Annotated in this window: 16 protein-coding genes and 1 pseudogene; 9 read left to right on the forward strand and 8 right to left on the reverse strand. The window is 65.4% G+C overall.

The genetic code is table 11. The features are described from left to right. Window positions 1-93 precede the first annotated feature (93 nt). On the reverse strand, window positions 94-522 hold the full coding sequence (locus NA29_RS20350) for a thioredoxin family protein (RefSeq protein ID WP_039401027.1): 429 nt from the start codon (window positions 520-522) through the stop codon (window positions 94-96). Window positions 523-685: 163 nt separating this feature from the next. Beyond that, window positions 686-1231 (reverse strand): nucleotide exchange factor GrpE, encoded by a 546-nt coding sequence (gene grpE / locus NA29_RS20355; RefSeq protein ID WP_039404100.1) that lies wholly within the window; start codon window positions 1229-1231, stop codon window positions 686-688. 312 nt (window positions 1232-1543) lie between these two features. Between grpE and NA29_RS20360 the strand changes: the two genes are divergently transcribed. Beyond that, the gene (locus NA29_RS20360) at window positions 1544-1738 is read left to right on the forward strand and encodes a hypothetical protein (protein WP_267919884.1); all 195 of its coding nucleotides are present in this window, start codon (window positions 1544-1546) and stop codon (window positions 1736-1738) included. Between the two features lie 189 nt (window positions 1739-1927). Here the strand turns inward: NA29_RS20360 and NA29_RS20365 are convergent, their stop codons facing one another. From NA29_RS20365 to hrcA, 4 genes and pseudogenes are all read right to left on the reverse strand, one after another. After that, window positions 1928-2329: an RNA-binding S4 domain-containing protein gene (locus NA29_RS20365; RefSeq protein ID WP_084103983.1), complete on the reverse strand. Its 402-nt coding sequence runs from the start codon at window positions 2327-2329 to the stop codon at window positions 1928-1930. 161 nt (window positions 2330-2490) lie between these two features. Then, window positions 2491-3540, reverse strand: a pseudogene (gene hemH / locus NA29_RS20370) (ferrochelatase); the annotation flags it as partial. A 133-nt stretch (window positions 3541-3673) separates the two neighbouring features. Next, window positions 3674-6217, reverse strand: coding sequence for a DUF6600 domain-containing protein (locus NA29_RS26515; RefSeq protein ID WP_052253091.1), 2544 nt, complete (start codon window positions 6215-6217; stop codon window positions 3674-3676). A 247-nt stretch (window positions 6218-6464) separates the two neighbouring features. Further along, complete coding sequence (hrcA, locus tag NA29_RS20380; protein WP_039401029.1) at window positions 6465-7493, reverse strand: heat-inducible transcriptional repressor HrcA; 1029 nt, start codon at window positions 7491-7493, stop codon at window positions 6465-6467. 120 nt (window positions 7494-7613) lie between these two features. On the opposite strand from hrcA, the gene NA29_RS20385 reads away from it, so the two are divergent. Together NA29_RS20385 and recN are read left to right on the forward strand one after the other, a co-directional pair. Beyond that, window positions 7614-8558 carry an NAD kinase gene (locus NA29_RS20385; protein ID WP_052652600.1) on the forward strand — a complete coding sequence of 315 codons (945 nt, stop codon included), beginning with the start codon at window positions 7614-7616 and terminating at the stop codon, window positions 8556-8558. A 23-nt stretch (window positions 8559-8581) separates the two neighbouring features. Further along, a complete protein-coding gene (gene recN, locus NA29_RS20390; RefSeq protein ID WP_039401036.1) occupies window positions 8582-10246 on the forward strand; it encodes a DNA repair protein RecN in 1665 nt (554 codons plus the stop codon). Window positions 10247-10344: 98 nt separating this feature from the next. Here recN and glnE read toward each other — a convergent pair whose 3' ends face one another. Continuing rightward, window positions 10345-13152 (reverse strand): bifunctional [glutamate--ammonia ligase]-adenylyl-L-tyrosine phosphorylase/[glutamate--ammonia-ligase] adenylyltransferase, encoded by a 2808-nt coding sequence (gene glnE, locus NA29_RS20395; protein WP_052253336.1) that lies wholly within the window; start codon window positions 13150-13152, stop codon window positions 10345-10347. Between the two features lie 230 nt (window positions 13153-13382). Between glnE and NA29_RS20400 the strand changes: the two genes are divergently transcribed. From NA29_RS20400 to aroG, 4 genes are all read left to right on the forward strand, one after another. Next, a complete protein-coding gene (locus NA29_RS20400) occupies window positions 13383-17855 on the forward strand; it encodes a YhdP family protein (protein WP_039401038.1) in 4473 nt (1490 codons plus the stop codon). A 73-nt stretch (window positions 17856-17928) separates the two neighbouring features. Continuing rightward, entirely contained in the window at window positions 17929-18786 is an 858-nt protein-coding gene (locus NA29_RS20405) for a carbon-nitrogen hydrolase family protein (RefSeq protein WP_052253092.1), read from the forward strand. Between the two features lie 104 nt (window positions 18787-18890). Beyond that, window positions 18891-20351, forward strand: coding sequence for a metalloprotease TldD (tldD, locus tag NA29_RS20410; RefSeq protein ID WP_039401041.1), 1461 nt, complete (start codon window positions 18891-18893; stop codon window positions 20349-20351). A gap of 432 nt (window positions 20352-20783) precedes the next feature. After that, a complete protein-coding gene (aroG, locus tag NA29_RS20415) occupies window positions 20784-21857 on the forward strand; it encodes a 3-deoxy-7-phosphoheptulonate synthase AroG (RefSeq protein ID WP_039401044.1) in 1074 nt (357 codons plus the stop codon). Window positions 21858-21975: 118 nt separating this feature from the next. Here the strand turns inward: aroG and NA29_RS20420 are convergent, their stop codons facing one another. Continuing rightward, window positions 21976-22539 carry a cob(I)yrinic acid a,c-diamide adenosyltransferase gene (locus NA29_RS20420; protein WP_039401046.1) on the reverse strand — a complete coding sequence of 188 codons (564 nt, stop codon included), beginning with the start codon at window positions 22537-22539 and terminating at the stop codon, window positions 21976-21978. Window positions 22540-22846: 307 nt separating this feature from the next. On the opposite strand from NA29_RS20420, the gene NA29_RS20425 reads away from it, so the two are divergent. Both NA29_RS20425 and NA29_RS20430 read left to right on the forward strand, forming a co-directional pair. Beyond that, the gene (locus NA29_RS20425; RefSeq protein ID WP_039401049.1) at window positions 22847-24268 is read left to right on the forward strand and encodes an FAD-binding oxidoreductase; all 1422 of its coding nucleotides are present in this window, start codon (window positions 22847-22849) and stop codon (window positions 24266-24268) included. Window positions 24269-24275: 7 nt separating this feature from the next. Then, complete coding sequence (locus tag NA29_RS20430; protein ID WP_039401051.1) at window positions 24276-25820, forward strand: FAD-linked oxidase C-terminal domain-containing protein; 1545 nt, start codon at window positions 24276-24278, stop codon at window positions 25818-25820.

Here is a 25820-nt window from a genome sequence, read left to right on the forward strand (position 1 = left end):
AATTTCTCCTAGCGTACTTTGCGTCTTTCCGTCGGGCGTGTCGCCCATTCAATTCATTGATCTGCACGGGATATGGGTGCAGCCGGGAACATTTCAAGACCCTTCTTGCAGCCCGGTTTTGCCCCCCACCGCCGCGATTTTCTCGCGTGCGGCGGCCACCGCCAGCCGGAACTGGGGCAGACCCTGCCAGCCGGTCGCCCGGCCCAGCCTCTTCCCCGCATGGAAGAAGAAAAACGTCGGCACCCCATGCAGCGCGAAACGGCGGCCCAGCGCCATATCGGCGTACACGTTGGCGTGAAACCAGCGCAGCCCGAGGGCTTCGATGGCCTCGCGCTGCGCGAGCATGGTCTTCTTGGCGACTTCGCAGTTGAAACAATCGACGCCCCAGAAGAACACCACGGCGAGGTCTTCCCCCGCCGCGCTTAGCCCTTCATCGAACGTCGTGGCCGTCAGCTCGTGCATCGAGAACGCCTCGAATGCCGTGCCGTCCACCCCTTTCATCCCCGGAAGATCGCCTGCCATGATGGTAAGCCTCTGAATCGATGCCTCTGCGGGTGCCTCTGCGCCGGTTGCGCCGTCACATTCGACGTCGCTATCCGGGCCCGGTCATACAGCCAGACAGTGGGTGATCAACCTTTCCATGATGAAATGGTTGCGTCACCCGCCTCGGCCGGATGACGTCGAATTACTTGCCTGCGGCGACCGTCACCAATGCCGGACGCAGCACGCGGTCAGCAATCAGGTAACCCTTTTGCAGCACGGCCACGACCGTGTTCGGCTCCTGTTCGGCCGGCACCATCGAGATGGCCTGATGCTGATGCGGATCAAACTTCGCGCCAGCGGGGTCGATGACCGACACCTTGCTGCGCTCCAGCGCCGACACGAGTTGACGCAGCGTCAGGGCCACGCCCTCTTGCAGCTTGGCCACATCGCCGCTCTTGTCGGCGGCAGCCGCTTCGAGGCTGTCGATGACCGGCAGGAGGTTCTCGGCAAAGCTTTCGACGGCGAACTTACGCGCCTTCGACACTTCCTCTTCCGCACGGCGGCGGATGTTTTCCATCTCGGCGCGGGCGCGCAGCGCCTCGTCGCGAAGGGCCGCCGCTTCTGCCTGAGCCGCCTGAAGTTGCGCCTCGACCGAGGGCAGCGCGTCGTTCGCGCCCGCAGCGTCGGTCGGGGCCGCTTCGGCCTGGGACGGAATCGGCTGGTCGGGGGTGTTTTGCTGTTCAGTCATGAGTTGAGTCGTCAAAAGGTTCTTGCAGCGCACCACGACGATGCGCCGCCGGTTCAAATCCCTTTGGATAGTAGGGGCGTTCACACCGATTTCAAGAGCAGGCGGGCATTCTGTGCGTCACATCGGTGCGCGCGGCGTGCCGGTAAATATCCGGTTACACGCGTTACGAGTCCTCTATTGTATCGGCCGTTGCTGCGACCTAACATGAATAACGGTCCGGCGAATGGATGTGCCTATCCGATTGACCATTCGACGGACCCGGCCGCTCACCGGACACCCCCCGTCCGGTGAAGTGTTCTCAAGGAGCGCATCATGAAGCTGCCACTGGCTGTTGTCTTCATCCTTGCGTTGGTGACGACGGTAACGATTACGATCTGCCTGTCCGGCGCAGTCACCCGGCGCGACACCGAGTACGGTGGCGTGCGGGCGGTACTGCATCACTATGTAGAAGTGCCGGGCCTGACGGGGCATTCGTCGAATTCGAATACCGGAATCCCAACACGCTGATCGCCCCCGGGGTGCATGATCCTTTGCGGTCGTGCGCGGTGCCGTTCCCCGGACGGTTCCGACTAAGTCGCCCGAAGCGACCGAGACGGAACACCTGATTCACGCTCCACCCCCTGCCCGCCGCTGCGCAATTTGCCAGCGGCGGCGTTCATTCAGGCGGTGAAAAGGTTGGGCGACGCTGTGCCCCCCCTACTCGCCAACGCCACCGAGACGGCGGCGGTCGCGCTTGGTCGGACGGCCGTGCATCTGCGCCGCCGGTTCCTGGAACAGACGTCGGCGTTCGCTCTCGTCGGCACGCGCCTGAATGCTCGCTTCGGTCTCTTCGTACAGCGACTGCGCGACCGGCGCGGAGCCGCGCACCTCGGCAATCGCTTTGACCCTCACTTCCCAGCGCGTGCTGCCGTTGTCGACCGACACGACATCGCCGGGACGCACATCGCGCGCCGGTTTCACGCGGGCTTCATTGCAAAGCACGCGGCCACGGTCGACCGCCTGCGTGGCGAGCGAGCGCGTCTTGAAGAAACGCGCCGCCCACAGCCATTTGTCGATCCGCGTAGCGGCGTGCGGGGAATCGTCCACCTTGACCGTCACGACCGTGCCCCCGCTTCTCCGTGCGCGCCTTCAGACGGCGACGAGGTCTGCATCTGAGCCTGCGCGGCAGCAGCGGCGGCCGCACTGGCTTCCTCGAACGCGGCCACGGCCGCCACCTGACGCTGACGCGTCGATGCCACCGCAGCCGCCGACGCATCGGCCTCGCCCTGCGGCGAGAGTACCGGCCAGCCTTGGAGATGACGTGCAGCAATCTCGCCCAGCGCCGTAATCCAGGCGCTCGCGCCGTTCAGGCAAGGAATGAAGTGGAACGACTTGCCGCCCGCCGAGAGGTAAGCCTGACGTCCTTCCATATTGATTTCTTCGAGCGTCTCGAGACAGTCGGACGTGAAGCCCGGGCAGAACACGTCGACGCGCGGCGTGCCGCCGCGGCCAAGTTCTTCGAGCGTTGGCGCGGTGTACGGCTGGAGCCATTCGGCCTTGCCGAAGCGCGACTGGAAAGTCAGACGGCACGTCGTCTCGTCCAGACCGAGGGCGGCCGCGAGCAGGCGCGCCGTCCTCACGCACTGATCGTGATACGGATCGCCGAGGTCGAGCGTGCGGCGCGGCACACCGTGGAAGCTCAGCAGCAGACGTTCACCGGCGGCAAAGTCCGGTCGACCGTGTTGCAGCCAATAGCCTTCGACCTGCTGACGCAGCGCCTCGATGTACGCGGGATGATCGTGATAGTCGCGCACCGTGCGCACGTCGGGCTGATTGCGCAGACGGCCGAGCACGCGGAACACGGCGTCGCTCGCGGTGGCGGTGGTGCTGCTCGAATACTGCGGATAGAGCGGCAGGACGAGAATCCGCTCGACGCCGTTCTGGCGCAACGCACGAATGCGCTCGGGAATCGACGGATTGCCGTAACGCATCGCGTAGTCGACCACGACGTCATAGTCGTTCGCGTGCAGCAGCGCGCGCAGGGCGTTCGTCTGCTGCTCGGTGTTGACCTTGAGCGGCGAGCCGTCACGGGTCCAGACCGTCGCATATTTTTGCGCCGACTGACGTGAGCGGAAGGGCAAAATCACCAGCCGCAGCAACGGTTGCCACACCAGCGACGGGATTTCCACGACGCGCGGGTCCGAGAGGAACTCGCGCAGGTATCGGCGTACGGCCGCAGGCCGCGGCTCGTCGGGCGTACCGAGGTTGATCAGCAGTACGGCGGTCTTGCCGGACTGGCCATGCGAAATAGGTTCGGGATCGAAGCGCATGGAACGTACTTTACCGCAAACACGAGCCCCGTCCGGCGTCTGTCATGCCTGTCGATACTGCCGGAATACCCCCTCCGTCGGCCAGTCCAACGCCGCACGGAGGGGCATGACGGTCATCTTTGCAGGCGGGCCATCAACCGTGCCGATGCTCGTCGTCGTGAGACGACCGATGGTCGGCACTCGGATGTTCCTCATGCGCAGGGGCGCGCGCTCCTTCCGGTTTGCCCTCACGCTGCGTGGGTTGCGGGTGCGGCTGCGCCTGAGGACGTTCCTGCTGAGGTTGCGGACGCGGCGCGGGCTGCACATGCTCCACCGGCGGCTGCGGGCGCGGCGGCATACGCTCGACTTGCGGTTGAGGCTGCGGACGTTGCTGCGGTTGCGCCTGTTGCTGCGGCTGCGGTTCGGGACGCGGCTGCGCCCGTTCCACCTGCGGTTGCGGCCGCGGTTGCTGGAACTGCTGCGGCTCCGGGCGCGGCTGTGTCTGCCATTGCTGCGGACGTCGGGCCGGTTCGGCCGCCTCCGGTTGTTGTTGCTGTTGACGTTGCGGTGCGGGCGTCGCTTGTCCGCCCCGCGCTTCCGGCTGTGCGGCGGGCGTTTGCGGTGATTGGCGACGCATTTGCATCTCACGCTGCGCGGCGTCATGTCCTGGCTGCGGGACGGTTTGCGGTGCTTCGCCACGTGCCGACGGCTGCGCCTGGCCCTGAACGGCACCGTTCACACCCGGCGGATGCGGAACACCTGAGGACGCGGGCTGACGCTCGGACGGTTGGGATTGCACCGTCGATTGCCCCGGACGATTCTGATAAACACGGTGTCCCGGATAGCCGGGGTTGCCCGGTTCACCCGGAACGCCGGGCATTCCCGGCACACCCGGCACACCCGGCACACCCGGCTGCCCCGGTACGCCCGCGTGGCCCGGCGCCCCCGGAACGCCCGGCTGTCCGGGCATACCCGGCGCGCCGTGCATCGGCGGCACGGCACCTGTCGCAGGCAGGCCGCCATGGCCCGCCGTCGCGCCGACCGCACCGGTCGCACCCAGTGCAGGCTGCGCGGGCATCGCACCGTTCGCCCCAATCGGCGCACCGACCGGCCCGTGCGTGCTGACGACCGTCACACGGGGGGCGATGCGTGGTTGGCCATTCGGACCGCCAGCGCTGGGATTGCGCATCTGCTGCCCGTTCTGACCGAACACCAGCGGCGCACCGCCCGCGTTCGGCACGGCATGCAACTGGCTCGTCAGCTCACGCGACGGCATGCCACGGGCGACCGGCGCACGCGTGGCCAGCACCTGCCGGTTGAACACGCCCGCGGGCGGTGCGCCCGCTGCCGGACGGCTGTTGCCGAACACACTTTGCTGCACCGGGGCCACGCCCGGCGTATTGCCGACGCGCCATGTCTGCGCACCGCGCGGGGTGGCCAGAGCAGTCGGCGCGCCCACGCGGCGTCCCTGCACGAAAGCCTGCGCGGGCATCGTCGACACGGCGCCTCGCACATTGCGGTTCACGTAGACGTTGTTAACGTTGATGTTGTTGGTGATATTGGTCGTACGAACGATCGTCGAGCGATTGATGTTCGTGATGTACGACGAACTGGCGTGATACGCGGGACGGTACGGGTCATGGGGCCCAAGCGCAAACCACGCGAGCCCCACGCCCCCGGCCGCGAACGACACACCCCACTGGTTTGCACCACTGCTGCCGCTGACCCAGCCGACCAGCGCCGGGGCATACACCGGACGCACCGCCACCGGTCCCGGCACCCAGCACCAGCGGGCATCCACGTAAGCCCAGCGTCCGTAGTGATACGGCGCGAAGCCCCACGGCGCGTCATCCACCCACGTCCAGCCCCACGGGTCGACCCAGACCCAGTGGCCCGTGCGATAAGGCGCCCAGCCCGATGGCACGTTGGACGGCACCCACACCGCGCCATAGCTCGACGTTTCCTGCCACGCGCCGTAATCGTCCAGACTCTCGAAGCCGGTCATGTCACGCGGCACGTAGCGCGCGGAGACGGAGGCGTCCTCACGTGCGTCGCGCTCACGCATCCACTGATCGAACGCGTCGGCCGTGAGCGGGCCGGTCTGCTGCTGCGTCAGGTTCTGACCGACGAACGCGACCCGTTGCCCTTGCTGGAGCGGGACCGACGCCCCTTGTCCGTAGGCCGTGCCCGCACCGCGCGAGACGCTCACCGTCGTCACGCCGTTCGGATCCACATCCACACGATATTCACCGGCCTGTTGCGGCACGAAGGCCAGATTCGGCGTATCGATCTCGTACGGTTGATTCGGGTCGAAGCTGCGCAGGCGCACACCGACGGTGCCCTGCGTTACGTTCAGTTGCACATTCTGGTCGGTGACGGCGGACAGCGTCAGGCTGGTCGACGCACCCATGCGCACCGCCGTGCCGCCCACGTGCATCTCGGCCCGGCTGTTGCGATCGACCCAGATGGCATCGCCCGTCGTGAGCGGACGGTTGCGGTCCGCATAGCGCCAGTCGCTCGTGCCCGCCGGGGCGTAGGTGACGGTTCCGTCGAACTGGGACAGACGTGCCACGCGCCCCGGCGGATCGGCGCTCTGCGCCTGTGCCAGCCCCGGCGCACCCACGGCGCCCAGCAGACTCAGCGCCAGCCCGACGCCGAGGGAGCGGACCGTCGTCCGCCAGGAAATCAGGGATTTCATAAACACTCCGGGCCCTTTCGGTGGGCATGCCGTGCGCGGCTTGCAGGCGTTGGCGATCAGCCACCTTGTTGTTCTGTCCGAATCCTCCGGCGAGCCCGATAACGACTTCGGACGACCTCGCCGCAAGTGACGCTTCAAGCCTAAGCCTGCCGTGTGTGACAGCGTGTAAAGGAATGCTACGGGGTTGTAACCGGGAATGGGCGAATGGGCGAATCGTGGGCCGCGCGCGGACGCGCCTGCTCGCCGCTCAGTGATGGCTGAGCGCGTTGGAGAGCAGCTTGGCGGTGATGTCGACGATGGGGATGACGCGCTCGTACGCCATGCGCGTCGGTCCGATCACGCCGAGCGTACCGACGACCTCGCCGTCGACTTCGTACGGGGCCGTGACAACCGTCATCTCCTCGATCGGCACGAGGCTCGACTCGCCGCCGATGAAGATCTGCACCCCTTGCGCGCGGCTCGACACGTCGAGCAGTTGCAGCAGGCCGGTCTTGGACTCGAACACGTCGAACAGCTTGCGCAGACGCTCCATGTTCGACGACAGATCCTCCACGCCCAGCAGGTTGCGCTCGCCCGAGATCAACACGCTCTCGCGCGTGGTGTCGGCCATCGCGTCGCTGCCCGCCTGCACGGCGGCCTGCATCAGCGCGCTCATGTCCGAGCGCAGTGCATCGAGTTCACCACGCAAGTAAGTACGCACATCGTCGAAGCTGTGACCGCCGAAGTTGGCGTTCAGGTAGTTCGCAGCTTCGACCAGTTGCGCCGGGGAATAGTCCTTTTCCGTCAGGATGATGCGGTTCTGCACGTCGCCGTCGGGCGTGACGATGATGAGCAGCACGCGCTTGTCGGACAGACGCAGGAATTCGATATGACGGAAGGTCTGGCTGCGGCGCGGGGTGAGCACCACGCCCGCGAATTGCGACAGATGCGAGAGCACCTGTGCGGCAGAGGCGATCAGTTGTTGCGGGCCAGCCGGTTGCAGACTGGTCTGCACTTGCGTCGCCAATTGGTGCACGGCCTCTTCGAGCGGGCGCACCGCCAGCATCGTGTCGACGAACAGACGGTACGCGCGCGGCGTCGGCACGCGACCGGCCGACGTATGCGGGCTGGCCACGAAACCCATCGCTTCGAGATCGGACATCACGTTGCGGATCGTCGCGGGAGACAGGTCGAGGCCCGAGAACCGCGAGAGCGTGCGCGAGCCGACCGGCTGGCCATCTGCGATGTACCGTTCGATCAGGGTTTTGAGAAGCGTTTGCGCACGTTGATCTAGCATGGCGAAAATTGTAACGCGAAACGTGGGGCCCCGTTCCCCCTAAATCTGGCCTCGCGTTGCCTGGCCAAAGGGAACGTGCCCTACCGGCCCTCTGGCGGCGTTGCAGGCCGTGCGTTGGCGATGGTTGCTGTCATCGACTTATGGTGTAATGGCGGCATGAAAACTGGGAGCCCCTTCAAGACCGTGGCGCTCGTCGGGAAGTACCATGCCGACGGCGTCGCCGAACCATTGCTCACGCTCGCGGCATGCATCGCCCAGCGAGGGCATCACGTCGTCTTCGAGCGTGACACGGCGCACAACATCGGCGCAGGTGCCGATCCGTACCGCACCCTCGACATTCAGGAAATCGGCACACAGGCCGACGTAGCGGTCGTGGTCGGCGGCGACGGCACGATGCTCGGCGTCGGCCGCCAACTGGCCGCGTCGAAGGTACCGCTCATCGGCGTGAACCATGGCCGCGTCGGGTTCATCACCGACATTCCGCTCGACGAGATGCGTCAGGTCGTGCCCGCCATGCTCGAAGGACACTTCGAAGCCGAACAACGCACCCTGCTGGCCGCGCGCATCGAACGCGACGGCCAGACGCTCTTCGAGACGCTGGCGTTCAACGACGTGGTCGTGAACCGCTCGGGGATCTCGGGGATGGTGGAGCTGCGCGTCGACGTCGACGGCCGCTTCATGTACAAGCAGCGCTCCGACGGCCTGATCGTCGCTACGCCCACCGGTTCGACGGCCTACGCTTTGTCGGCGAGCGGCCCGATCCTGCATCCGCGCCTCGGTGGCGTGGTGCTCGTGCCGATCGCACCGCATGCGTTGTCGAACCGTCCGATCGTGTTGCCGGATTCGAGCGACATCGTCATCACGATTACCGGCGGTCGCGAAGTCGGCGCCAATTTCGATATGCAGTCGTTTGCCGAACTGCGTCAGGGCGATCAGATTCTGGTCGGCCGCTCCCAGCATCAGGTGACGTTTCTGCACCCGGTCGGCTACAACTACTACGCGACGCTGCGCCGCAAGCTGCATTGGAACGAGCATATCTCCGACGAAGATACGCCGCAGAACTGACTCCACGCCTCACCCGACATCCCATGCTACGCAGTCTCTCGATTCGCGATTTCGTGATCGTCGATCGTCTCGATCTGGAATTCTCCGCAGGCTTCACCGTGTTTTCGGGGGAGACCGGCGCGGGCAAATCGATTCTGATCGATGCGCTGGCGCTCGCGATGGGCGAGCGCGGCGACACCAGCATGGTGCGCAACGGGCAATCGCGCGCCGACATCACCGCTGAATTCGCCGCCGACGCCGAAGCGCGCCCCGATCTCGAAGCCTGGCTACAAGCGCAGGCGCTTACGCTCGAAGAGCACGGCGGTGTGCTGCTGCGCCGTGTGCTCGACGCCGGCGGCCGCTCGCGTGCCTTCATCAACGGCACACCCGCCACGCTCACACAAATGCGCGAACTCGGCGAAATGCTCGTCGACATTCACGGCCAGCACGCACACCAGCAGTTGCTGCGCCCGGACGCGCAACGCCGCCTGCTCGACTCGCACGCGGGCGCGACCACCCTCGCCGCCGATACCGCCGCCGCTCACAAGGAGTGGCGACGCCTCGTCAAACGCTGTGAGGAGGCGCACGGGCGCGACCGCGAACTGCAACTGGAGCGCGAACGTCTCGAATGGCAGACGTCCGAACTCGACAAGTTGGGTCCGCAGGAAGGCGAATGGGACGAGGTGAGCGCCGAGCATCGCAGGCTCTCTCACGCGGCAAGCCTTATCAATGGCGTGCAAGGCGCGCTAGACGCACTCGCCGAAGCCGACGGTGCCATCGTCCCGTCGCTCGGTCATGTCGTGCATCAAATCCGCGAACTCGTGGAGATCGACGCCGGGCTGGCCGACACGCTCGCCGCGCTGGAACCCGCCGAGATTCAGCTTCGCGATGCGGTCCATTCGCTCACCCATTACGCGCAACGCATCGATCTCGATCCGGAGCGTCTGGCGGTCGTCGAGCAGCGACTCGATGCCCTGCATTCGGCCGCGCGCAAATTCCGTGTGACGCCCGAGCAATTGCCCGCCGAGCTGGCGGAGCGTCGCGCGCAACTGGAAGAGTTGACGGCATCCGCCGACACGGCAGCCATGCAGGCCGCCGCCGACGCCGCCCAGGCCGAATTTCTCAAGTTGGCGAAGGACTTGTCGAAGGCCCGTGCCAAAGCGGCGGCTTCGCTCTCACGCGAAGTCACCCGAGCGATGCAGGACCTCTCGATGCCCGGCGGTCGCTTCGAAGTCGCGCTCACGGCAACGCCCGAGCCACAGTCGTTCGGACTGGAGACGGTCGAATTCCTCGTCGCCGGACACCCGGGCGTACCGACGCGTCCGCTCGCCAAAGTCGCCTCGGGCGGCGAACTCGCACGCATCAGCCTCGCCTTGCAGGTAATCGCAAGCAGCGCGAGTCTCACGCCGACGCTGATCTTCGACGAAGTCGATTCCGGGATTGGCGGCGCGGTGGCCGAAGTGGTCGGTCGTCTGCTTCGCGAATTAGGTCAGGGGCGTCAGGTGCTGTGCGTGACTCACCTGCCGCAAGTCGCCGCCCTCGGTCATCAGCATCTGAGAGTGAGCAAACGCAGCGACGGCGATACCACGATGAGCGAGATCGAGCCGCTGGGGCGCACCGAACGCGTCGAGGAAATCGCGCGGATGCTGGGCGGTGTGGAGATTACGGCGACAACGCGCAAGCACGCGCGGGAGATGTTGGCGCTCTGAGCATTGCCGACAACATCGAATTCATCAAATAGCAAAGGGCGGCCAATCATCGGCCGCCCTTTGTTTTCAAGCGAGTCGTTTCAAGCGACGTCCACGCGTCAGACTGGCCCTGCGTCGGCGAACACCGAATCCCACAGCGCCATCACGGCCTGACGCTCTGTCTCGACGTCCGCACCCGGCACGCGTGCCGCCTCTACACCGTCCAGCCGCAACTTGTGCTGACGCTTGCGGTACAACCGATACGCCGCCGCCGCGTCTTCCGCAAGCTTGGTATCGATCAGTCCGAGTTGCGCCGCCTCGCGCAGCAAAGCGATGTTGCCCGCATTACGCAGCAGCGCCGGATGCGCGCCCGAGTGCAGCAGCACCAGATACTGCACGGTAAATTCGATGTCCACCATGCCGCCCCGGTCGTGCTTCAGATCGAACAGCTTCGTCCCGTTCGGATGCCCTTCGAGCACCTTGCGACGCATCGCCACAATCTCCTGCGCCAGCGCCAACGCCTCACGCGGCGTGGCCAGCACCTGCGCACGGATGTTCTCGAACGTCGCGCCGATGGTCTCGTCGCCCGCACAGAAACGCGCACGCGTGAGCGCCTGATGCTCCCAGACCCACGCCGTGTTGGCATTGCCTTCGCGGAACTGGTACTGACGGAAACTCTCGATGTTCGTGACCAGCAGGCCCGACAAGCCGTTCGGGCGCAATCGCAGATCGACATCGAACAGCATGCCCGCGCCCGTATGCGTGGTCAGCCACGTGACGAAACGGCGGGCGAGCGCGGCGTAGGCGTCCGGCGCACGGTCGTCGTCATCGTCGTAAAGGAAGATGAGATCGAGGTCCGACGCGTAGCCCAGTTCCTTGCCGCCGAGCTTGCCGTAGGCGATGACAGAGAAGCGCGGCACCTCACGATGACGCGTCGCCACGTGTGGCCAGACCGTCGAGATCGTCACGTCGACGATGATGTCCGCCAGCTCCGAGAGACGGTCGCCGATGGCCTCCACCGACAACGTCCCCTGCAAATCGAGCAGCAGAATGCGGAAAACTTCAGCGTGGTGCGCGCGACGCAGAATGTCCATCTGCACTTCGACGTTGCCCGCCGCGCCAGCCGCATTCAGGCTCAGCAGCAGTTGTGTCTTGAACGACGGCCAGTCGAACGGCGCAGCAAGCGCTTCGTCGTCGAGCAGTTCGTCGAGCAGTTGCGGATGGCTGATCAGATAACCCGCAGCCCAGCGTGACCCGGCAAGCACCTTGACCACGCGCTCCAGCGCACGCGGATACTCCGTGAGCAACGCGAGATACGAACTGCGACGGCTGATGGTCGAGAGCAGATCGAGCATGCGGCCGAGGACGGCATCCGGCTCGCCGGTGCCAGCAGCACCTTCCACGGCGCGCTGCACCAGTTGGTCGAAGCGCCGTCGGCTGATCTCGCTCAGCGCCTTGTAGCGCGAGGACGTCCACACGGCGCGCAACCGATCGAGTGCCCCTTCGGCGTCGTTGAAGCCCAAACGCGTGAGCTGATTGCCGAGGTCGCCCGTCTGCGCTTCGTCGGCCAGACATTCGCTCCACAGTTCCGGCGGGCATTCGCAGTCGCCCGTGCCCGCCCCCGCGCCCTTCTGTCCGCCGCCGTTGGCCTTGTCCGCGAAAATCTCGTCGAACTGACCGGCGACGAATTCGCGATGCTCGTCGAGCACCGTCATGAAGGTCGCTTCGTCAGGGAAACCCATGGCGCGCGCCACCGCGAGGCGGTCGTCGCCGGGCGACGGCAGGATATGGGTCTGCGCGTCATCCAGATACTGAATACGGTGTTCGAGCTTGCGCAAAAAGACATATGCGTTGGACAGTTCTTCCGCCACGTTCTGCGCCAGCCACCCGCGCCGCGCCGCAACGCCCAGCACCGCGAGCGTCGGCCGCACGCGCAACTCCGGCTCCTGCCCACCGCGAATCAACTGGAAGACCTGCGCCGAGAATTCCACTTCACGAATGCCGCCGCGTCCGAGCTTGATGTCGTTGATGCGTGCGGGCTTGGCCCGCGCGCGACGCTCCGCCTCATGGCGAATCTGCTCGTGCAACGCGCGAATCGCGCCGATCACACCGTAATCGAGATAGCGACGAAACACGAACGGCTGCACCAGCGACGTCAGCAGCCGCTCGATCCGGCGACCGGGCTCGCTCGCAACTTCGGACACGAGGCGTCCCTTGATCCAGGCGTAGCGCTCCCACTCGCGGCCCTGCACGTAGAAATACTCTTCGAGCATCGGCAGACTGCACACCAGCGGACCCGAATCGCCGTTGGGGCGCAGGCGCATGTCCACCCGGAACACGTAGCCGTCCGGCGTCAGTTCCGAAATCAGTCCGATCAGCTTGCGGCCGAGTTTCGTGAAGAATTCGTGATTGGACAGCAGACGCAGGCGACCGGCAGTGGCCGCATCCGCGCCATCGGGCGCGGTTGTGTCGCCGTCGTCTTCATAAAGGAAGATGAGATCGATGTCGGACGAGACGTTCAGTTCGCGACCGCCGAGCTTGCCCATGCCGACGACGCCAAGCGTCTGACGCTCGCCTTCCGCATTACGCGGCACCCCGTGAATGGCTTCGAGGTCGCGCGACAGCACCGCAATGCCCGCCTGCACGGCGAACTCGGCAAGCGCCGACATGGCTTCCGTCACTTCGGACAACTCAGCGCGGCCGTCGAGATCGCGTTGCATGACGGCGCATAGCGCTTCGACCCTCAGGATGCGCAAGGCGCGTGCCAGCACAGCCTCGTCTACGCCGGAAACGCCGGACGGCTGGTCCGGCGGCGTCAGCCGTGTGCCGGTGATAGCTTCGAAGCGGCGGGCGAGCCAGCGCGCGTCGACGGGGTGCTCGGCGAGCGTCGGCAACGCCTCGGCCAGCGCGGGGCGGGACGCCAGCATGCGCGCGGCATATCGCGAGTAGGACTGAATATCGATCGGGATTTCGGATGAACTCACTGGCGGGGTTCCGGTCTGCAATGAGAATGAAGAGACTTTCGCATGCTTACCCGGGCGTGATGAAACGCCGGATCACACGCTTATTTCTCCTACGGCCCGGCCATCGGAGGGCCTTGGGCTTGTGTTACAGTCTTTGCCACAGAAACTACCACATTCCCTCGTAGACGCGCAGCATGACCGACCGTAAGCCGCCCGCCTCGCCCACCGCGACCCGGTCCTGGTTCTCGTCACTGCCGCGTGGCTTGCGACTGGGTCTGGAATGGCTGCTGGCGCTCGTCGTCATCGTCTATTTCGGTCTTGGCGCAGTCATCCTCGCGACCCGGTACGTCATCCTTCCCCGAGTGTCTGACTATCGCCCTCAAATCGAGGCGGCGGCCACGCGCGCCATCGGTTTGCCGGTCACAATCGGGCGCATCGACGCCGTCTGGCGCGGCTGGCACCCCTACCTGACGCTGGAAGATGTGCGCATCACGCCCCCGGCGCAAGGCACCCCGCCCAAGGCATCGACGATTGCCCGCGTGGTCGCACCGTTGCATCGGAACAAGGCCGCGAGCGCCCCGACCGCATCGGGGGCTTCGGCAGCTTCAGCCGCTTCAGCCGCATCGGCGGCATCGATCGCGCCTGCGTCCACCGCTTCCACAGACAACCCACCGGTGAGCTACGCCCCGCCCGGCGCGCCGCCACCGGTGGAGCCGAGCCTCACCCTGCACCGCCTCGATGCTGTGCTCTCCTGGACCAGCCTGATCCACTTCGACCTGCGCCTGTCGAGCCTCACGCTGTACGAGCCGGATGTGACCATCGAGCGCCGCGTCGACGGCTCCGTCCTCGTCGCCGGGATGCCGGTGACGGGCAGCGGCAAGACGAGCGACACCCAGGGCGCCGACTGGATCATGCGTCAGGCACGCGTCGTGATCCGCAACGGCACCGTGCGCTGGCGCGACGCCACGCGCGACGTGCCCGAGGTGGTCGTCACGCAGGTCAACGCCATGCTGCGCAATCGCAGCTTCGAACACCGCTTTGGGATGCAGGCGACCCCGCCGCAAGGGATCGACGCGCCGCTGGACGTGCGCGCGCGCTTCACCAATCCGCTGTTCGCCCGCCCTGGCGAAGTCAAACGCTGGCGCGGCCAGATCTACAGCGAGGTCGGCACGCTCGACCTGTCCGAGTTGGCGCGTTACGTCGATTTGCCGGGCAAAGACTCGCGCGGCCGTGTCGCGGCAAGGGCCTGGGTCGACTTCGACAATGGCGTCGTCACCGGCGCGACGCTGCGCGCGGCCGGGGCCAATACGTCGGTGCAACTGGCGGACAACCTGCCGCCGCTGACCTTCGACGCCACGCAAGGCCGCATCGACGTCACCCGTACCGGTGCGCAGGCCGACGCGGGCTGGAACCTGCGCGCACGTGAGCTCACCTTGCAGGCGGCCGGACGTCCGACGCTCGACGTCCCGGATCTGAGCGCCAAATACCTGCCCGCCAGCGACGATCAGGGCTTGCAAGTCGCGCTCGCCGGTCAACGCTTCGACGTCGGGGCTGCGATGGCGCTCGTACCATCGCTGCCCATCGACGCCCAAATCCGCGACACGCTCGCCAGCTTCCGTCCGCGCGGACGACTCGCTCATTTCGACGTCAGCTATCAGGCACCTAAGCCGCATGGGCCGAGCAACTGGCGCGATCTGCCGGGCATCAAGCAACTCCCGCCCGAGCGCGACCGTTACCGCGTCGTCGCCGATTTCGAGAGTCTGGGCATCGACAGTGCGCCAAGCCAGCATCCCCCGGCCCGGCCGAACTCCCCGAATGCAGGACGTCCCGGTTTCGCGAATCTGAGCGGTCATATCGACGCCGATCAGTCGCGCGGCAGCCTCACACTCAATTCGAAGAACGCCACACTGGACTTCCCCGGCCGCTTCGACCAGCCGCGCCTCGACCTCGATACGCTCACGGCGCGCACGTCATGGCGCGTGTCGCACTCGGCGACCAAGCGCGACGCCCCGGCGAACGTGCAGGTACGTGTCGATGCCGTGCATCTGCAAAACGCCGAACTGACAGGCGACGTGAGCGGTACATGGCACAACGGCGGCAAGGGCAACGGCATCGTCGATCTGAAGGGCAATATCGTGCGCGCGAACGCCAACGCCGTGCCGCGCTACCTGCCCACCGACATCGGCGCGGGCGTGCGGGACTATCTGCAACGCGCGTTGCTGGCCGGCACCGTGCAGAACGCACCGTTCGCGGTGCAAGGCGATCTCGAAGACTTCCCGTACGGTCACGGCGGCGGCAAGTTCCGCATCGACATCCCGCTCGTGGATGTGACGTTCAATCCGTCGCCGCTGCGCCCGGGGCATACGGAAGTCTGGCCCGCGTTCGAGAAAGTGCGCGGTAATCTTCGCTTTGACGCCGACCGCCTGCACATCGCCATCGACAGCGGCTCGGTGTACGGCGTGACGCTCACGCAGGTACAGGGCGACATCAACAACATCGGGCAGGACGACTCCACCCTCACGCTCAAGGGCGATGCGCGTGGGCCCGCTGCAGACTTCGTCAAATATCTGAACAGCAGCCCCGTGGGGCACTGGATCGGCGACTTCACCGACGAGACGCGCGCGACCGGCAACACACAGCTCGCCATGCAATTGTCGATGCCGCTCGATCACACCGACCGCTCGAAAGTCACCGGCCGCGCCCGCTTCCTGCGCAACGACGTGACGCTCATCAACGGACTGCCGATGTTCGGCGCGGTCGACGGCGAACTGGCGTTCACCGAGCGTGGCATCTCGCTCGACAACCTGCGCGGCACGTTCCTGGGCGGCGACGTGCGCGCGTCAGGCGGCAGTCGCGACGACGGCACCATCGTCCTGAACGTCAACGGTCAGATGAGCGCACAAGGCCTGCGCGAGAATCGCGAGAACGCCACGCTGGCGCAACTGGCCAAGCGCATGGCGGGCAGCACGCCTTATACGGCGACGGTGACGGTGCGTCAGGGCATGACGGATCTGGCGGTGCAGTCCACGCTGGCCGGTCTCGCCGTGAACCTGCCCGCGCCGCTGGGCAAGAGCGCCGAGACGTCGCTGCCTGCGCGCTTCACGATGCGTCCACAGATGAATCCGGGAGGACGCCGCACCGACACGCTCGACTTTGCCGTGGGCAGCGTGCAAGGCAACTACGTTCAGCAACGTAGCGCCTCGAATGGTTCGAATGGTGGACGTGTGGACGTGCTGCGCGGCGGCATCGGCATCAACCAGCCCGTGCCCGCTCCGCGTGAAGGCGTGCAGGCGAGCGCCCAGTTCGATACGCTCGACGTGGATGCGTGGCGCAGCGTGATCGCGTCGCTGAGCAGCACCTCCGTCACGCCTGGCACGCAAGGCACACCGCCCGCACCCGCCACGACGGCCGCCGCCGCACGCGACGAATTCGGCGCACTTACGCCGTATCTGCCGACGCGTCTCGCCCTGCATGCGAAGCAGGTTCGCCTGTTGTCGCGTCAGTGGCCCGAACTGGTGGTCGGCGCGCAGCGCAACGACCGCGACTGGCAGGTGAGCCTCGCCTCCGAACTCGTCTCCGGATTTGCCGAATGGCACGCGCCGGACGAGAAGAACCCGTCGGGCGCGATCCGTGCACGTCTCGCGAAACTCGTGATTCCGCGCGAAGATCATGGCAGCGACGTGCTCACTCAGGTGCTCGACGAGCCGAGCGACGAATTCCCCGCCATCGACGTCGTCGCCAACGATTTCGTGTTGCGCGACAAACCGCTCGGCCGTCTGCAGCTCAACGCGCACAATGACATCGATGACGGCGTGCCCGTCTGGCAACTCACCAAGCTGTCGCTGAGCAACAGCGCCGCCACGCTGGATGTGAAGGGCAACTGGCGTACGTCGCGTCGTCGCGCCGCCGCAGCGGCCGCTGCGGGCAAGGACGACGACGACGTGCCGCGCCGCACGGTGCTCGACTTCAATCTCGACGTGAAGGACGCTGGCGGGCTGCTCGACCGTCTGGGCCTGCCCAAGACGCTCAAGGACGGCTCCGGCACCGTCTCCGGTCGATTCGGCTGGCGCGGTGGCCCCGACGCCATCGACTACCCGACGCTGGGCGGACGCGTGGCCATCGAACTCAAGCGCGGGCAGATCCTGAAGGCCGACCCGGGACTAGCGAAGCTGCTGGGTATTCTGTCGGTCCAGACGCTCGCGAAGATCCTGACCTTCGACTTCAATAGCGTGATCGGCAGCGGTCTGCCGTTCGACAGCATCAACGGCAATGTCGCGATGCAGGGCGGCGTGGCGAACACCAGCGATCTGACGATCAACGCCAACGCGGCGACGATCAAGATCGACGGCCACACGGACCTCGCGCGCGAGACGCAGGACCTGAACGTGCTGGTGCTGCCGAAGATCAACGCGGCGTCGGCCTCGCTGGCGTGGGCCATCATCAACCCGGCGCTGGGCATCGGCTCGTTCTTCGCACAACTGGCGCTGGGCGATCAGCTCTCGCGCACACTCTCGACGACGTATCACGTCACCGGCTCCTGGGACAATCCGGTCATCGGACAGGCCACCGGCAATAAGAGTAAGATCGATGCATCCCCGGAAACCCGGCCGGAAGCGCTCAACAACGCCTCGGGCGTCGCCGCCCCGGCCGGTATGCGCGGCAACTGAGCCCCCCGGAAGACCGACTGCAACCCTGCTACGACCCAGCTAGAACTATTACCGTCCCCGACCTCAGCGATCCATGACGAGTCCCGATACGAAGTCAACCGCCCAGCCCGCCCCGACCGGCGCGCCCGTTCGCGTGGCTGCCGCGCAAATGGTGAGTGCGCCCGACGTCGAGCGGAACCTGCGTGAAGCCGCCCGTCTGGTGGCCGAAGCGGCGCACGCCGGGGCCGAGCTGGTGCTGCTGCCGGAGTATTTCTGCTACATGGGCCAGCGCGACACCGACAAGCTCGCCCTGCGCGAAACGCCGGGCAGTGGTCCGATTCAGGACTTTCTGGCGGAGACGGCGCGCCGCTACGGCGTCTGGCTGATCGGCGGCACGCTGCCGCTGGCCGCGCCGGAGCCCGAACGCGTGCTCAACACGACGCTGGTCTTCGCGCCGGACGGCGCACCCGCCGCACGCTACGACAAGATCCACCTGTTCAACTTCGTCAAAGGTGAGGAAGCCTATGACGAAGCGCGCACCATTCGTCCCGGCGACGCCGTACGCACGTTTGAAGCGCCGTTCGGGCGCGTGGGCCTGTCGGTATGCTACGACCTGCGTTTTCCCGAGTTGTACCGGGCGATGGGCGACTGTACGCTCATGGTCGTACCCGCCGCCTTTACCTACACCACGGGCCGCGCGCACTGGGAATTGCTGCTGCGCGCGCGGGCCGTCGAGAACCAGTGCTACGTGCTGGCGTCCGCGCAGGGCGGGCACCACGAGAACGGGCGGCGTACCTGGGGGCATTCCATGCTGATCGACCCGTGGGGCGAGATCGTCGCTCAGCGCGAAGCGGAAGGCGCTGGCGTGGTCGTGGGCGAGATCGACCCGGCCCGGCTGGTCGGCGTTCGCCAGAGTCTGCCCGCCTGGCGTCACCGCGTGCTGCAAGGCTGACCGATATGTCCCGCACCTGCGCCCCGCCCCGCGTTGACTTCGACACGTTGACTTCGACCAATTCGCCCTCATCTACCGAATACATTTCCTTGGCCTGACACCGCATGAAAATCATCGACACCGGCATCCAGAACCTGGCCACGGCCCGCGAGCTGCTGCTCACGCCGTACGGCCTCGACGAAAGCCATCTGCAACGCGCGCTCGGCGACATCTTCACGCACCGCGTGGATTACGCCGATCTGTACTTTCAGTACACCCGCAGCGAAGCGTGGAGCCTGGAGGAAGGCATCGTCAAATCGGGTTCGTTCTCGATCGATCAGGGCGTGGGCGTGCGCGCCATCGTGGGCGACCGCACCGCTTTCGCGTACTCGGACGACATCTCCGAGATCGCGCTCAAAGACGCCGCAGCGGCTACGCGCAGCATCGCCACGGCCGGACGCGGGCGCGTGAAGGTCGGCAGCAAGCTGGCCAGCACTACCGGCCACGGGCTGTACCTGCCGTCCGATCCGCTCGCCTCGCTCGACGCCAACGGCAAGGTCGCGCTGCTTGAGCGCATCGAGAAGCTCGCCCGCGCGCGCGATCCGCGTGTGTCGCAGGTCATGGCCGGTCTGGCCGGTGAATACGACGTCGTGCTCGTGGCCCGCAGCGACGGTGTGATCGCGGCAGACGTGCGCCCGCTCGTGCGCGTGTCCGTCACCGTCATCGTCGAATCCAACGGTCGTCGCGAAATCGGCAATAGCGGCGGCGGTGCACGTCTCGATTACGCCTACTTCACCGACGACCTGCTCGAAAAATACGTCAAGGAAGCTGTGGACGGCGCCATCGTCAAGCTCGACGCCCGCCCGGCACCGGCCGGCGCGATGACCGTCGTGCTCGGCCCGGGCTGGCCCGGCGTACTGCTGCACGAAGCCATCGGCCACGGGCTCGAAGGCGACTTCAACCGCAAGGGCTCGTCGGCGTTTTCAGGCCGTCTGGGCGAGCGCGTGGCGGCCAAGGGCGTCACGGTGGTGGACGACGGCACGCTGTCGAACCGCCGCGGCTCGCTGAACATCGACGACGAAGGCAATCCGACGCAGTGCACCACGCTCATCGAAGACGGCATTCTCAAGGGCTACATGCAGGACAGCCTGAATGCACGCCTGATGAAGATGCCGGTCACGGGCAATGCCCGTCGCGAGTCGTACGCCGCACTGCCAATGCCGCGCATGACCAACACTTACATGCTCGGCGGCGACAAAGACCCTGAGGAAATCATCAAGTCGGTCAAGCACGGGTTGTACGCCGTGAACTTCGGCGGCGGTCAGGTCGACATCACCAACGGCAAGTTCGTGTTCTCGATGTCCGAGGCGTACATGATCGAGGACGGCAAGATCACTTACCCGGTCAAGGGCGCGACGCTCATCGGCAACGGCCCGGAATCGCTCAAGGACGTGACGATGATCGGCAACGACATGGCGCTGGACTCGGGCGTGGGCGTATGTGGCAAGGAAGGCCAGAGCGTGCCGGTGGGCGTGGGTCAGCCGACGCTGCGCATCGAAAACATGACGGTCGGCGGTACGGCCTGATCGACACAGTTTGCGCACCGCAAAAAATGCGTAAAGCTTAGCAAAGCGCCCGGGTCAAACCGGGCGTTTTCGCGTGTTTTTCCGAAAACACGATTTGTTGACGCAAAACGCGACACGGAAATACATAAATTCCGCGCGTTTTCCCGCCGATCAGCGGCCCCACGCGGTTGCAGCGTCATTCGATTAGGCGTATAAAGTTGTTTCTGTGCACGGCAAACCGCCTGCAAAGCAATGTCCAAGACATCCTTCATGACCGCCAATAAGTTTTACTTTTACTTTTTTGCGTATCTCACACCGCTGGCGGATGGAGAGGGACAGTTGCAGCAGTAAGCACCGAACGAATCCTGAAAAACCGCCAGCGAGTCTGGCGGTTTTTTTTTGACCCGAATCCCGAGAAACGAACCGCAGTCCGAACTGCCCAGGAGAAAAAACATGCCTCCCCACAACACCGATGATGTCCGTATTCGCGAACTTAAGGAATTGACGCCCCCGGCGCACCTGATTCGCGAATACCCGTGCTCGGAAAAGAGCGCGGATCTCATCCATCGCTCGCGTGGCGCCATTCATCGCGTGCTGCACGGCATGGAAGACCGTCTGGTCGTCATCATCGGCCCGTGCTCGATTCACGACCCGAAGGCTGCGCTGGAATACGCGGCGCGTCTGGTCGAGCAACGCGAACGTCTGAAGGGCGAGCTGGAAATCGTGATGCGTGTGTACTTCGAGAAGCCGCGCACGACGGTGGGCTGGAAGGGTCTGATCAACGACCCGCACATGGACAACAGCTTCAAGATCAACGACGGTCTGCGTCTGGCGCGCGAACTGCTCGCTCAGATCAACGAGATGGGCCTGCCCGCCGGTACGGAATACCTCGACATGATCAGCCCGCAGTACATCGCCGATCTCGTGTCGTGGGGTGCCATCGGCGCACGCACCACGGAGTCGCAGGTGCACCGCGAACTCGCGTCGGGCCTGTCGTGCCCGGTCGGCTTCAAGAACGGCACCGACGGCAACGTGAAGATCGCCGTGGACGCCATCAAGGCCACATCGCAGCCGCACCATTTCCTGTCGGTGACGAAGGGCGGCCACTCGGCCATCGTGTCGACCGCTGGCAATGAAGACTGCCACCTGATCCTGCGCGGCGGCAAAGCGCCGAACTACGACGCCGCCAGCGTACAGACCGCCTGCGAGGACATCGCCAAGCAGGGCCTCGCCGCGCGCGTGATGATCGACGCATCGCACGCCAATAGCCAGAAGAAGCACGAGAACCAGATCCCGGTGTGCGAGGACATCGCCCGCCAGATCGCCGGTGGCGACGACCGCATCATCGGCGTGATGGTCGAGTCGCACCTCGTGGCCGGTCGTCAGGACCATGTGCCGGGCAAGGAACTGACTTACGGTCAGAGCATTACCGACGCCTGCATCAATTGGGAAGACAGCCTGAAGGTGCTCGACACGCTGGCCGACGCCGTGCGCGCGCGCCGCGTGGCACGTGGCGCAGGCAACTGATCGACATCAGTTAGCGAACGCGTAAGCAAACGAAGGGCGGCCGATGAACCATCGGTCGCCCTTCTTGCATGCTGCGCTTGCCGTCAACGGCGTGAAACGGCGTGAGTTCCCGCCGCGCTTACCTGGCTTCGCCCGTCGTACGCTCACGCTGCCAGAGCACGTCGCTGCCACCACCTGCGCGGTTGAGCACGCGAGCCAGCACGAACATCAGGTCCGACAAGCGGTTGACGTACTGACGCGGGGCGGGGGCGACGGTCTCGTCGGCCCCAAGCGCCACCATCGCCCGCTCGGCTCGGCGCGACACCGTGCGCACCACATGCGCGAGTGCCGCGGCGCGCGTGCCGCCCGGCAGAATGAATTCCTTGAGCGGCGGCAGATCGGCGTTGTAGTGCGCCAGCCACTCGTCGAGCTTGGCCACCTGCGCATCCGTCAGCAACGTGTGACGAGGCATGCTCAACTCGCCGCCGAGATCGAACAGATCGTGCTGAATATCGAGCAGCATGGCCCGCACGTCCTGCGGCAGGTCCTCGCACAGCAGCACGCCGATGTGCGAATTGGTCTCATCGATCTCGCCAATGGCGACGATGCGCAGGCTGAACTTGTCGACGCGTGCGCCGTCGCCCAGGCCTGTCTTGCCACCGTCACCGGTACGCGTGACGATCTTGCTCAAACGATTCCCCATCTTCTGACACCTACCCCTTGCGGCACATCTTGCCCGCCGGCCCCTGTTCGGGCACCGGACGACCTGCCTTTTTGATTGAAATTGACCGCACTGCCATCGCCTGCCCATTTTTCAGGCAATTCCGATGGCACCGATACACGGCAAGTCCGTATGATATGACGCAAAGTGTGGGGAAAAACGCCGTCACAGCGTAAAATCCCCGCTCATGAGGTGTCAGGGCGTGCACCGCGCGCCCGAGACCCCGCCCGATATGGTGTCCGCCTGCGCCCACCGGCCATGGCGGCCCGGAGACCCGAAGGAGAAAGCCGTGAATCATCCCCATCTGCCGTTCGCCGCCAAGCGTCCGTTCCCCGACGCCTTGCTCACCGAGTTGCAAGCCCTGCTGGGCGAACGCGTGAGCACCAAGGAAGCGCTGCGCGAACATCACGGCCGGGACGAGTCTCCGTTTGACCCGATGTTGCCCGATGCAGTCGCTTTCGCGCACAGCACCGAAGAGGTCTCTCAGATCGTCAAACTCTGTGCGAAACACAACGTCCCCATCATCCCCTATGGCGCGGGCTCGTCGCTCGAAGGTCATCTGCTCGCGGTCGAAGGCGGTTTGTCGCTCGATCTGTCGGAGATGAACCAGATCGTTTCGATCAACGCCGAGGACCTGACGGTCACCACGCAGCCTGGCATTTCGCGCAAGGCGCTGAACGAAGCGCTGCGCGACACGGGCCTGTTCTTCCCGATCGATCCGGGCGCGGACGCCAGCATCGGCGGCATGTGCGCCACGCGCGCCTCGGGCACCAACGCCGTGCGTTACGGCACGATGCGCGAGAACGTGCTGGCCCTGACCGTGGTGCTCGCCGACGGCCGCATCATCCACACCGGCACGCGCGCACGCAAGTCGTCGGCGGGCTACGACCTCACGCGCCTGTTCGTGGGCAGCGAAGGCACACTGGGCATCATCACCGAAGCCACGGTGCGACTGTACCCGCAGCCCGAAGCTGTCTCTGCGGCGATCTGCTCGTTCCCGAGCATGACGGACGCCGTGAACTGCACCATCCAGACGATCCAGTTGGGCGTGCCTGTCGCACGCGTCGAATTCGTCGACGCGCTGGCCGTGCGTGCCATCAACAAGCACTCCAAGCTGGACCTGCCGGAAACGCAAACGTTGTTCTTCGAATTCCACGGCAGCGAAGCCGGCGTGCAAGAACAGGCGCAGACGGTCGAGGAACTGGCCAAGGACAACGGCGGCACCGGTTTCGAGTGGGCCACGCGCACCGAAGACCGCAACCGTTTGTGGAGTGCGCGCCATAGCGCCTACTTCGCGATGCTCCAGCTTCAGCCGGGCAGCCGTGCGGTGACGACGGACGTCTGCGTGCCGATCTCGCGTCTGGCCGAGTGCGTCGGCGAGACGGAAGAAGACCTGAAAGGCTCCTATCTGACGTGCCCGATCGTGGGCCACGTGGGCGACGGCAATTTCCACGTCGCGATTCTCATCGATCCGGACAAGCCGGCCGACATGGAAGAAGCCGAGCGCCTGAATCAGCGCATTGTCGAGCGCGCCATCCGCATGGGTGGCACCTGCACTGGCGAACATGGCGTCGGCCTGCACAAGATGGGCTTCCTCGTGACGGAACATGGCGAAGACGCCATCGACGTCATGCGCGCGATCAAGACATCGCTCGATCCGCACAATCTGCTCAATCCGGGCAAGATTTTCCGGTTGCGCGCCGCGGGCTGAGCGCCGCATGAACGCGCCCGTGACCCCGCAAGGCCAGTCCAACCCGTCCGGCGAAACGCCGGCGGGCATCGCGCCTGTCGACGCCGAAGCGCTGGCTGCACGCCAGCGTCAGTTGCTCGACGCGCTTGCCAGAATCCTGCCTCCGCGTTGCATCCTCCATCGTCGCGAGGACACCACGCCTTACGAGTGCGACGGCCTCGCCGCGTATCGCCGCGTGCCGCTCGCGGTCGTGTTGCCGGAATCCGAATCGCAGGTGCAGCGCATTTTGCAAGCGTGCCACCAGCTCGGCATTCCGGTGGTGCCGCGCGGTGCAGGCACGAGTTTGTCCGGCGGCGCGATGCCGATCTCGGACGGCCTGGTGCTCTCGCTCGCGAAGTTCAAGAAAATCGTTGAAGTCGATCCGTATGCACGCACGGCGACGGTGCAGCCGGGCGTTCGCAATCTCGCGATCTCGGAAGCCGCTGCGCCCTATGGGCTGTACTACGCGCCCGATCCGTCGTCGCAGATCGCTTGCACCATCGGCGGCAATGTTGCGGAAAACTCCGGCGGCGTGCACTGCCTGAAGTACGGTTTGACGGTGCATAACGTGCTGCGGGTGCGCGCCATCACCATGTCGGGAGAAGCCATCGAATTCGGCTCGCTCGGCCCCGACGCGCCCGGACTCGATCTGCTATCGGTCTTCATCGGCAGCGAGGGCATGTTCGGCGTTGTGACCGAAATCACCGTCAAGCTGATACCCAAAGCCCAGACGGCGCAGGTCATCATGGCGAGCTTCGACGACGTAGAGACCGGCGGCAACGCCGTCGCTGCGATCATCGCCGCAGGCATCATTCCTGCCGGGCTGGAAATGATGGACAAGCCGGCCACGCAGGCCGTCGAGGAATTCGTCCACGCGGGGTACGACCTTGATGCCGCCGCCATCCTGCTTTGCGAATCGGACGGCACGCCGGAAGAAGTCACCGAGGAGATCCTGCGCATCTCTCATGTGCTGCGCACATCAGGCGCGACACGTTTGCAGATTTCGCGCAGCGAGGAAGAACGCCTGCGCTTCTGGTCGGGGCGCAAGAACGCCTTCCCCGCCGCCGGGCGCATCTCGCCGGACTATTACTGCATGGACGGCACGATTCCACGCCGTGCGATTGGGACATTACTCAAACGCATCGAAGGTTTGGAACAACAATATGGGTTGCGCTGTATTAACGTCTTTCACGCGGGAGACGGCAATATGCATCCGCTCATTCTTTTCAATGGCAACGATCTGGACGAATGGCATCGCGCCGAGGCGTTCGGTTGCGACATTCTCGAGGCGTGCGTCGAACTCGGCGGCACGATCACGGGCGAACACGGCGTGGGCATCGAGAAGATCAACTCGATGTGCGTGCAGTTCTCCGCGCAGGAACGCGATGCGTTCTTCGGCGTGAAGCGCGCGTTCGATCCAGTCGGGCTGCTCAATCCGGACAAGGGCATTCCCTCGCGTGCGCGCTGCGCCGAGTACGGCAAGCAGCACGTGCGCGGGGGGCTGCTGCCGCACCCCGATCTGCCGAGGTTCTGA

It is taken from the genome of Pandoraea sputorum, from assembly GCF_000814845.2.
GTDB classification, from domain to species: domain Bacteria; phylum Pseudomonadota; class Gammaproteobacteria; order Burkholderiales; family Burkholderiaceae; genus Pandoraea; species Pandoraea sputorum.

What these genes read in the sequence shown, in the direction of transcription:
- hrcA (WP_039401029.1), bottom strand. Translation starts at nt 7,493, where the DNA reads ATGCTAGATCAACGTGCGCAAACGCTTCTCAAAACCCTGATCGAACGG.
- NA29_RS20385 (WP_052652600.1), top strand. Translation starts at nt 7,614, where the DNA reads ATGGTTGCTGTCATCGACTTATGGTGTAATGGCGGCATGAAAACTGGG.
- NA29_RS20400 (WP_039401038.1), top strand. Translation starts at nt 13,383, where the DNA reads ATGACCGACCGTAAGCCGCCCGCCTCGCCCACCGCGACCCGGTCCTGG.
- NA29_RS20430 (WP_039401051.1), top strand. Translation starts at nt 24,276, where the DNA reads ATGAACGCGCCCGTGACCCCGCAAGGCCAGTCCAACCCGTCCGGCGAA.
- glnE (WP_052253336.1), bottom strand. Translation starts at nt 13,152, where the DNA reads ATGCTGGCGTCCCGCCCCGCGCTGGCCGAGGCGTTGCCGACGCTCGCC.
- tldD (WP_039401041.1), top strand. Translation starts at nt 18,891, where the DNA reads ATGAAAATCATCGACACCGGCATCCAGAACCTGGCCACGGCCCGCGAG.
- recN (WP_039401036.1), top strand. Translation starts at nt 8,582, where the DNA reads ATGCTACGCAGTCTCTCGATTCGCGATTTCGTGATCGTCGATCGTCTC.
- NA29_RS20360 (WP_267919884.1), top strand. Translation starts at nt 1,544, where the DNA reads ATGAAGCTGCCACTGGCTGTTGTCTTCATCCTTGCGTTGGTGACGACG.
- NA29_RS20405 (WP_052253092.1), top strand. Translation starts at nt 17,929, where the DNA reads ATGACGAGTCCCGATACGAAGTCAACCGCCCAGCCCGCCCCGACCGGC.
- aroG (WP_039401044.1), top strand. Translation starts at nt 20,784, where the DNA reads ATGCCTCCCCACAACACCGATGATGTCCGTATTCGCGAACTTAAGGAA.
- NA29_RS20420 (WP_039401046.1), bottom strand. Translation starts at nt 22,539, where the DNA reads ATGGGGAATCGTTTGAGCAAGATCGTCACGCGTACCGGTGACGGTGGC.
- grpE (WP_039404100.1), bottom strand. Translation starts at nt 1,231, where the DNA reads ATGACTGAACAGCAAAACACCCCCGACCAGCCGATTCCGTCCCAGGCC.
- NA29_RS26515 (WP_052253091.1), bottom strand. Translation starts at nt 6,217, where the DNA reads ATGAAATCCCTGATTTCCTGGCGGACGACGGTCCGCTCCCTCGGCGTC.
- NA29_RS20350 (WP_039401027.1), bottom strand. Translation starts at nt 522, where the DNA reads ATGGCAGGCGATCTTCCGGGGATGAAAGGGGTGGACGGCACGGCATTC.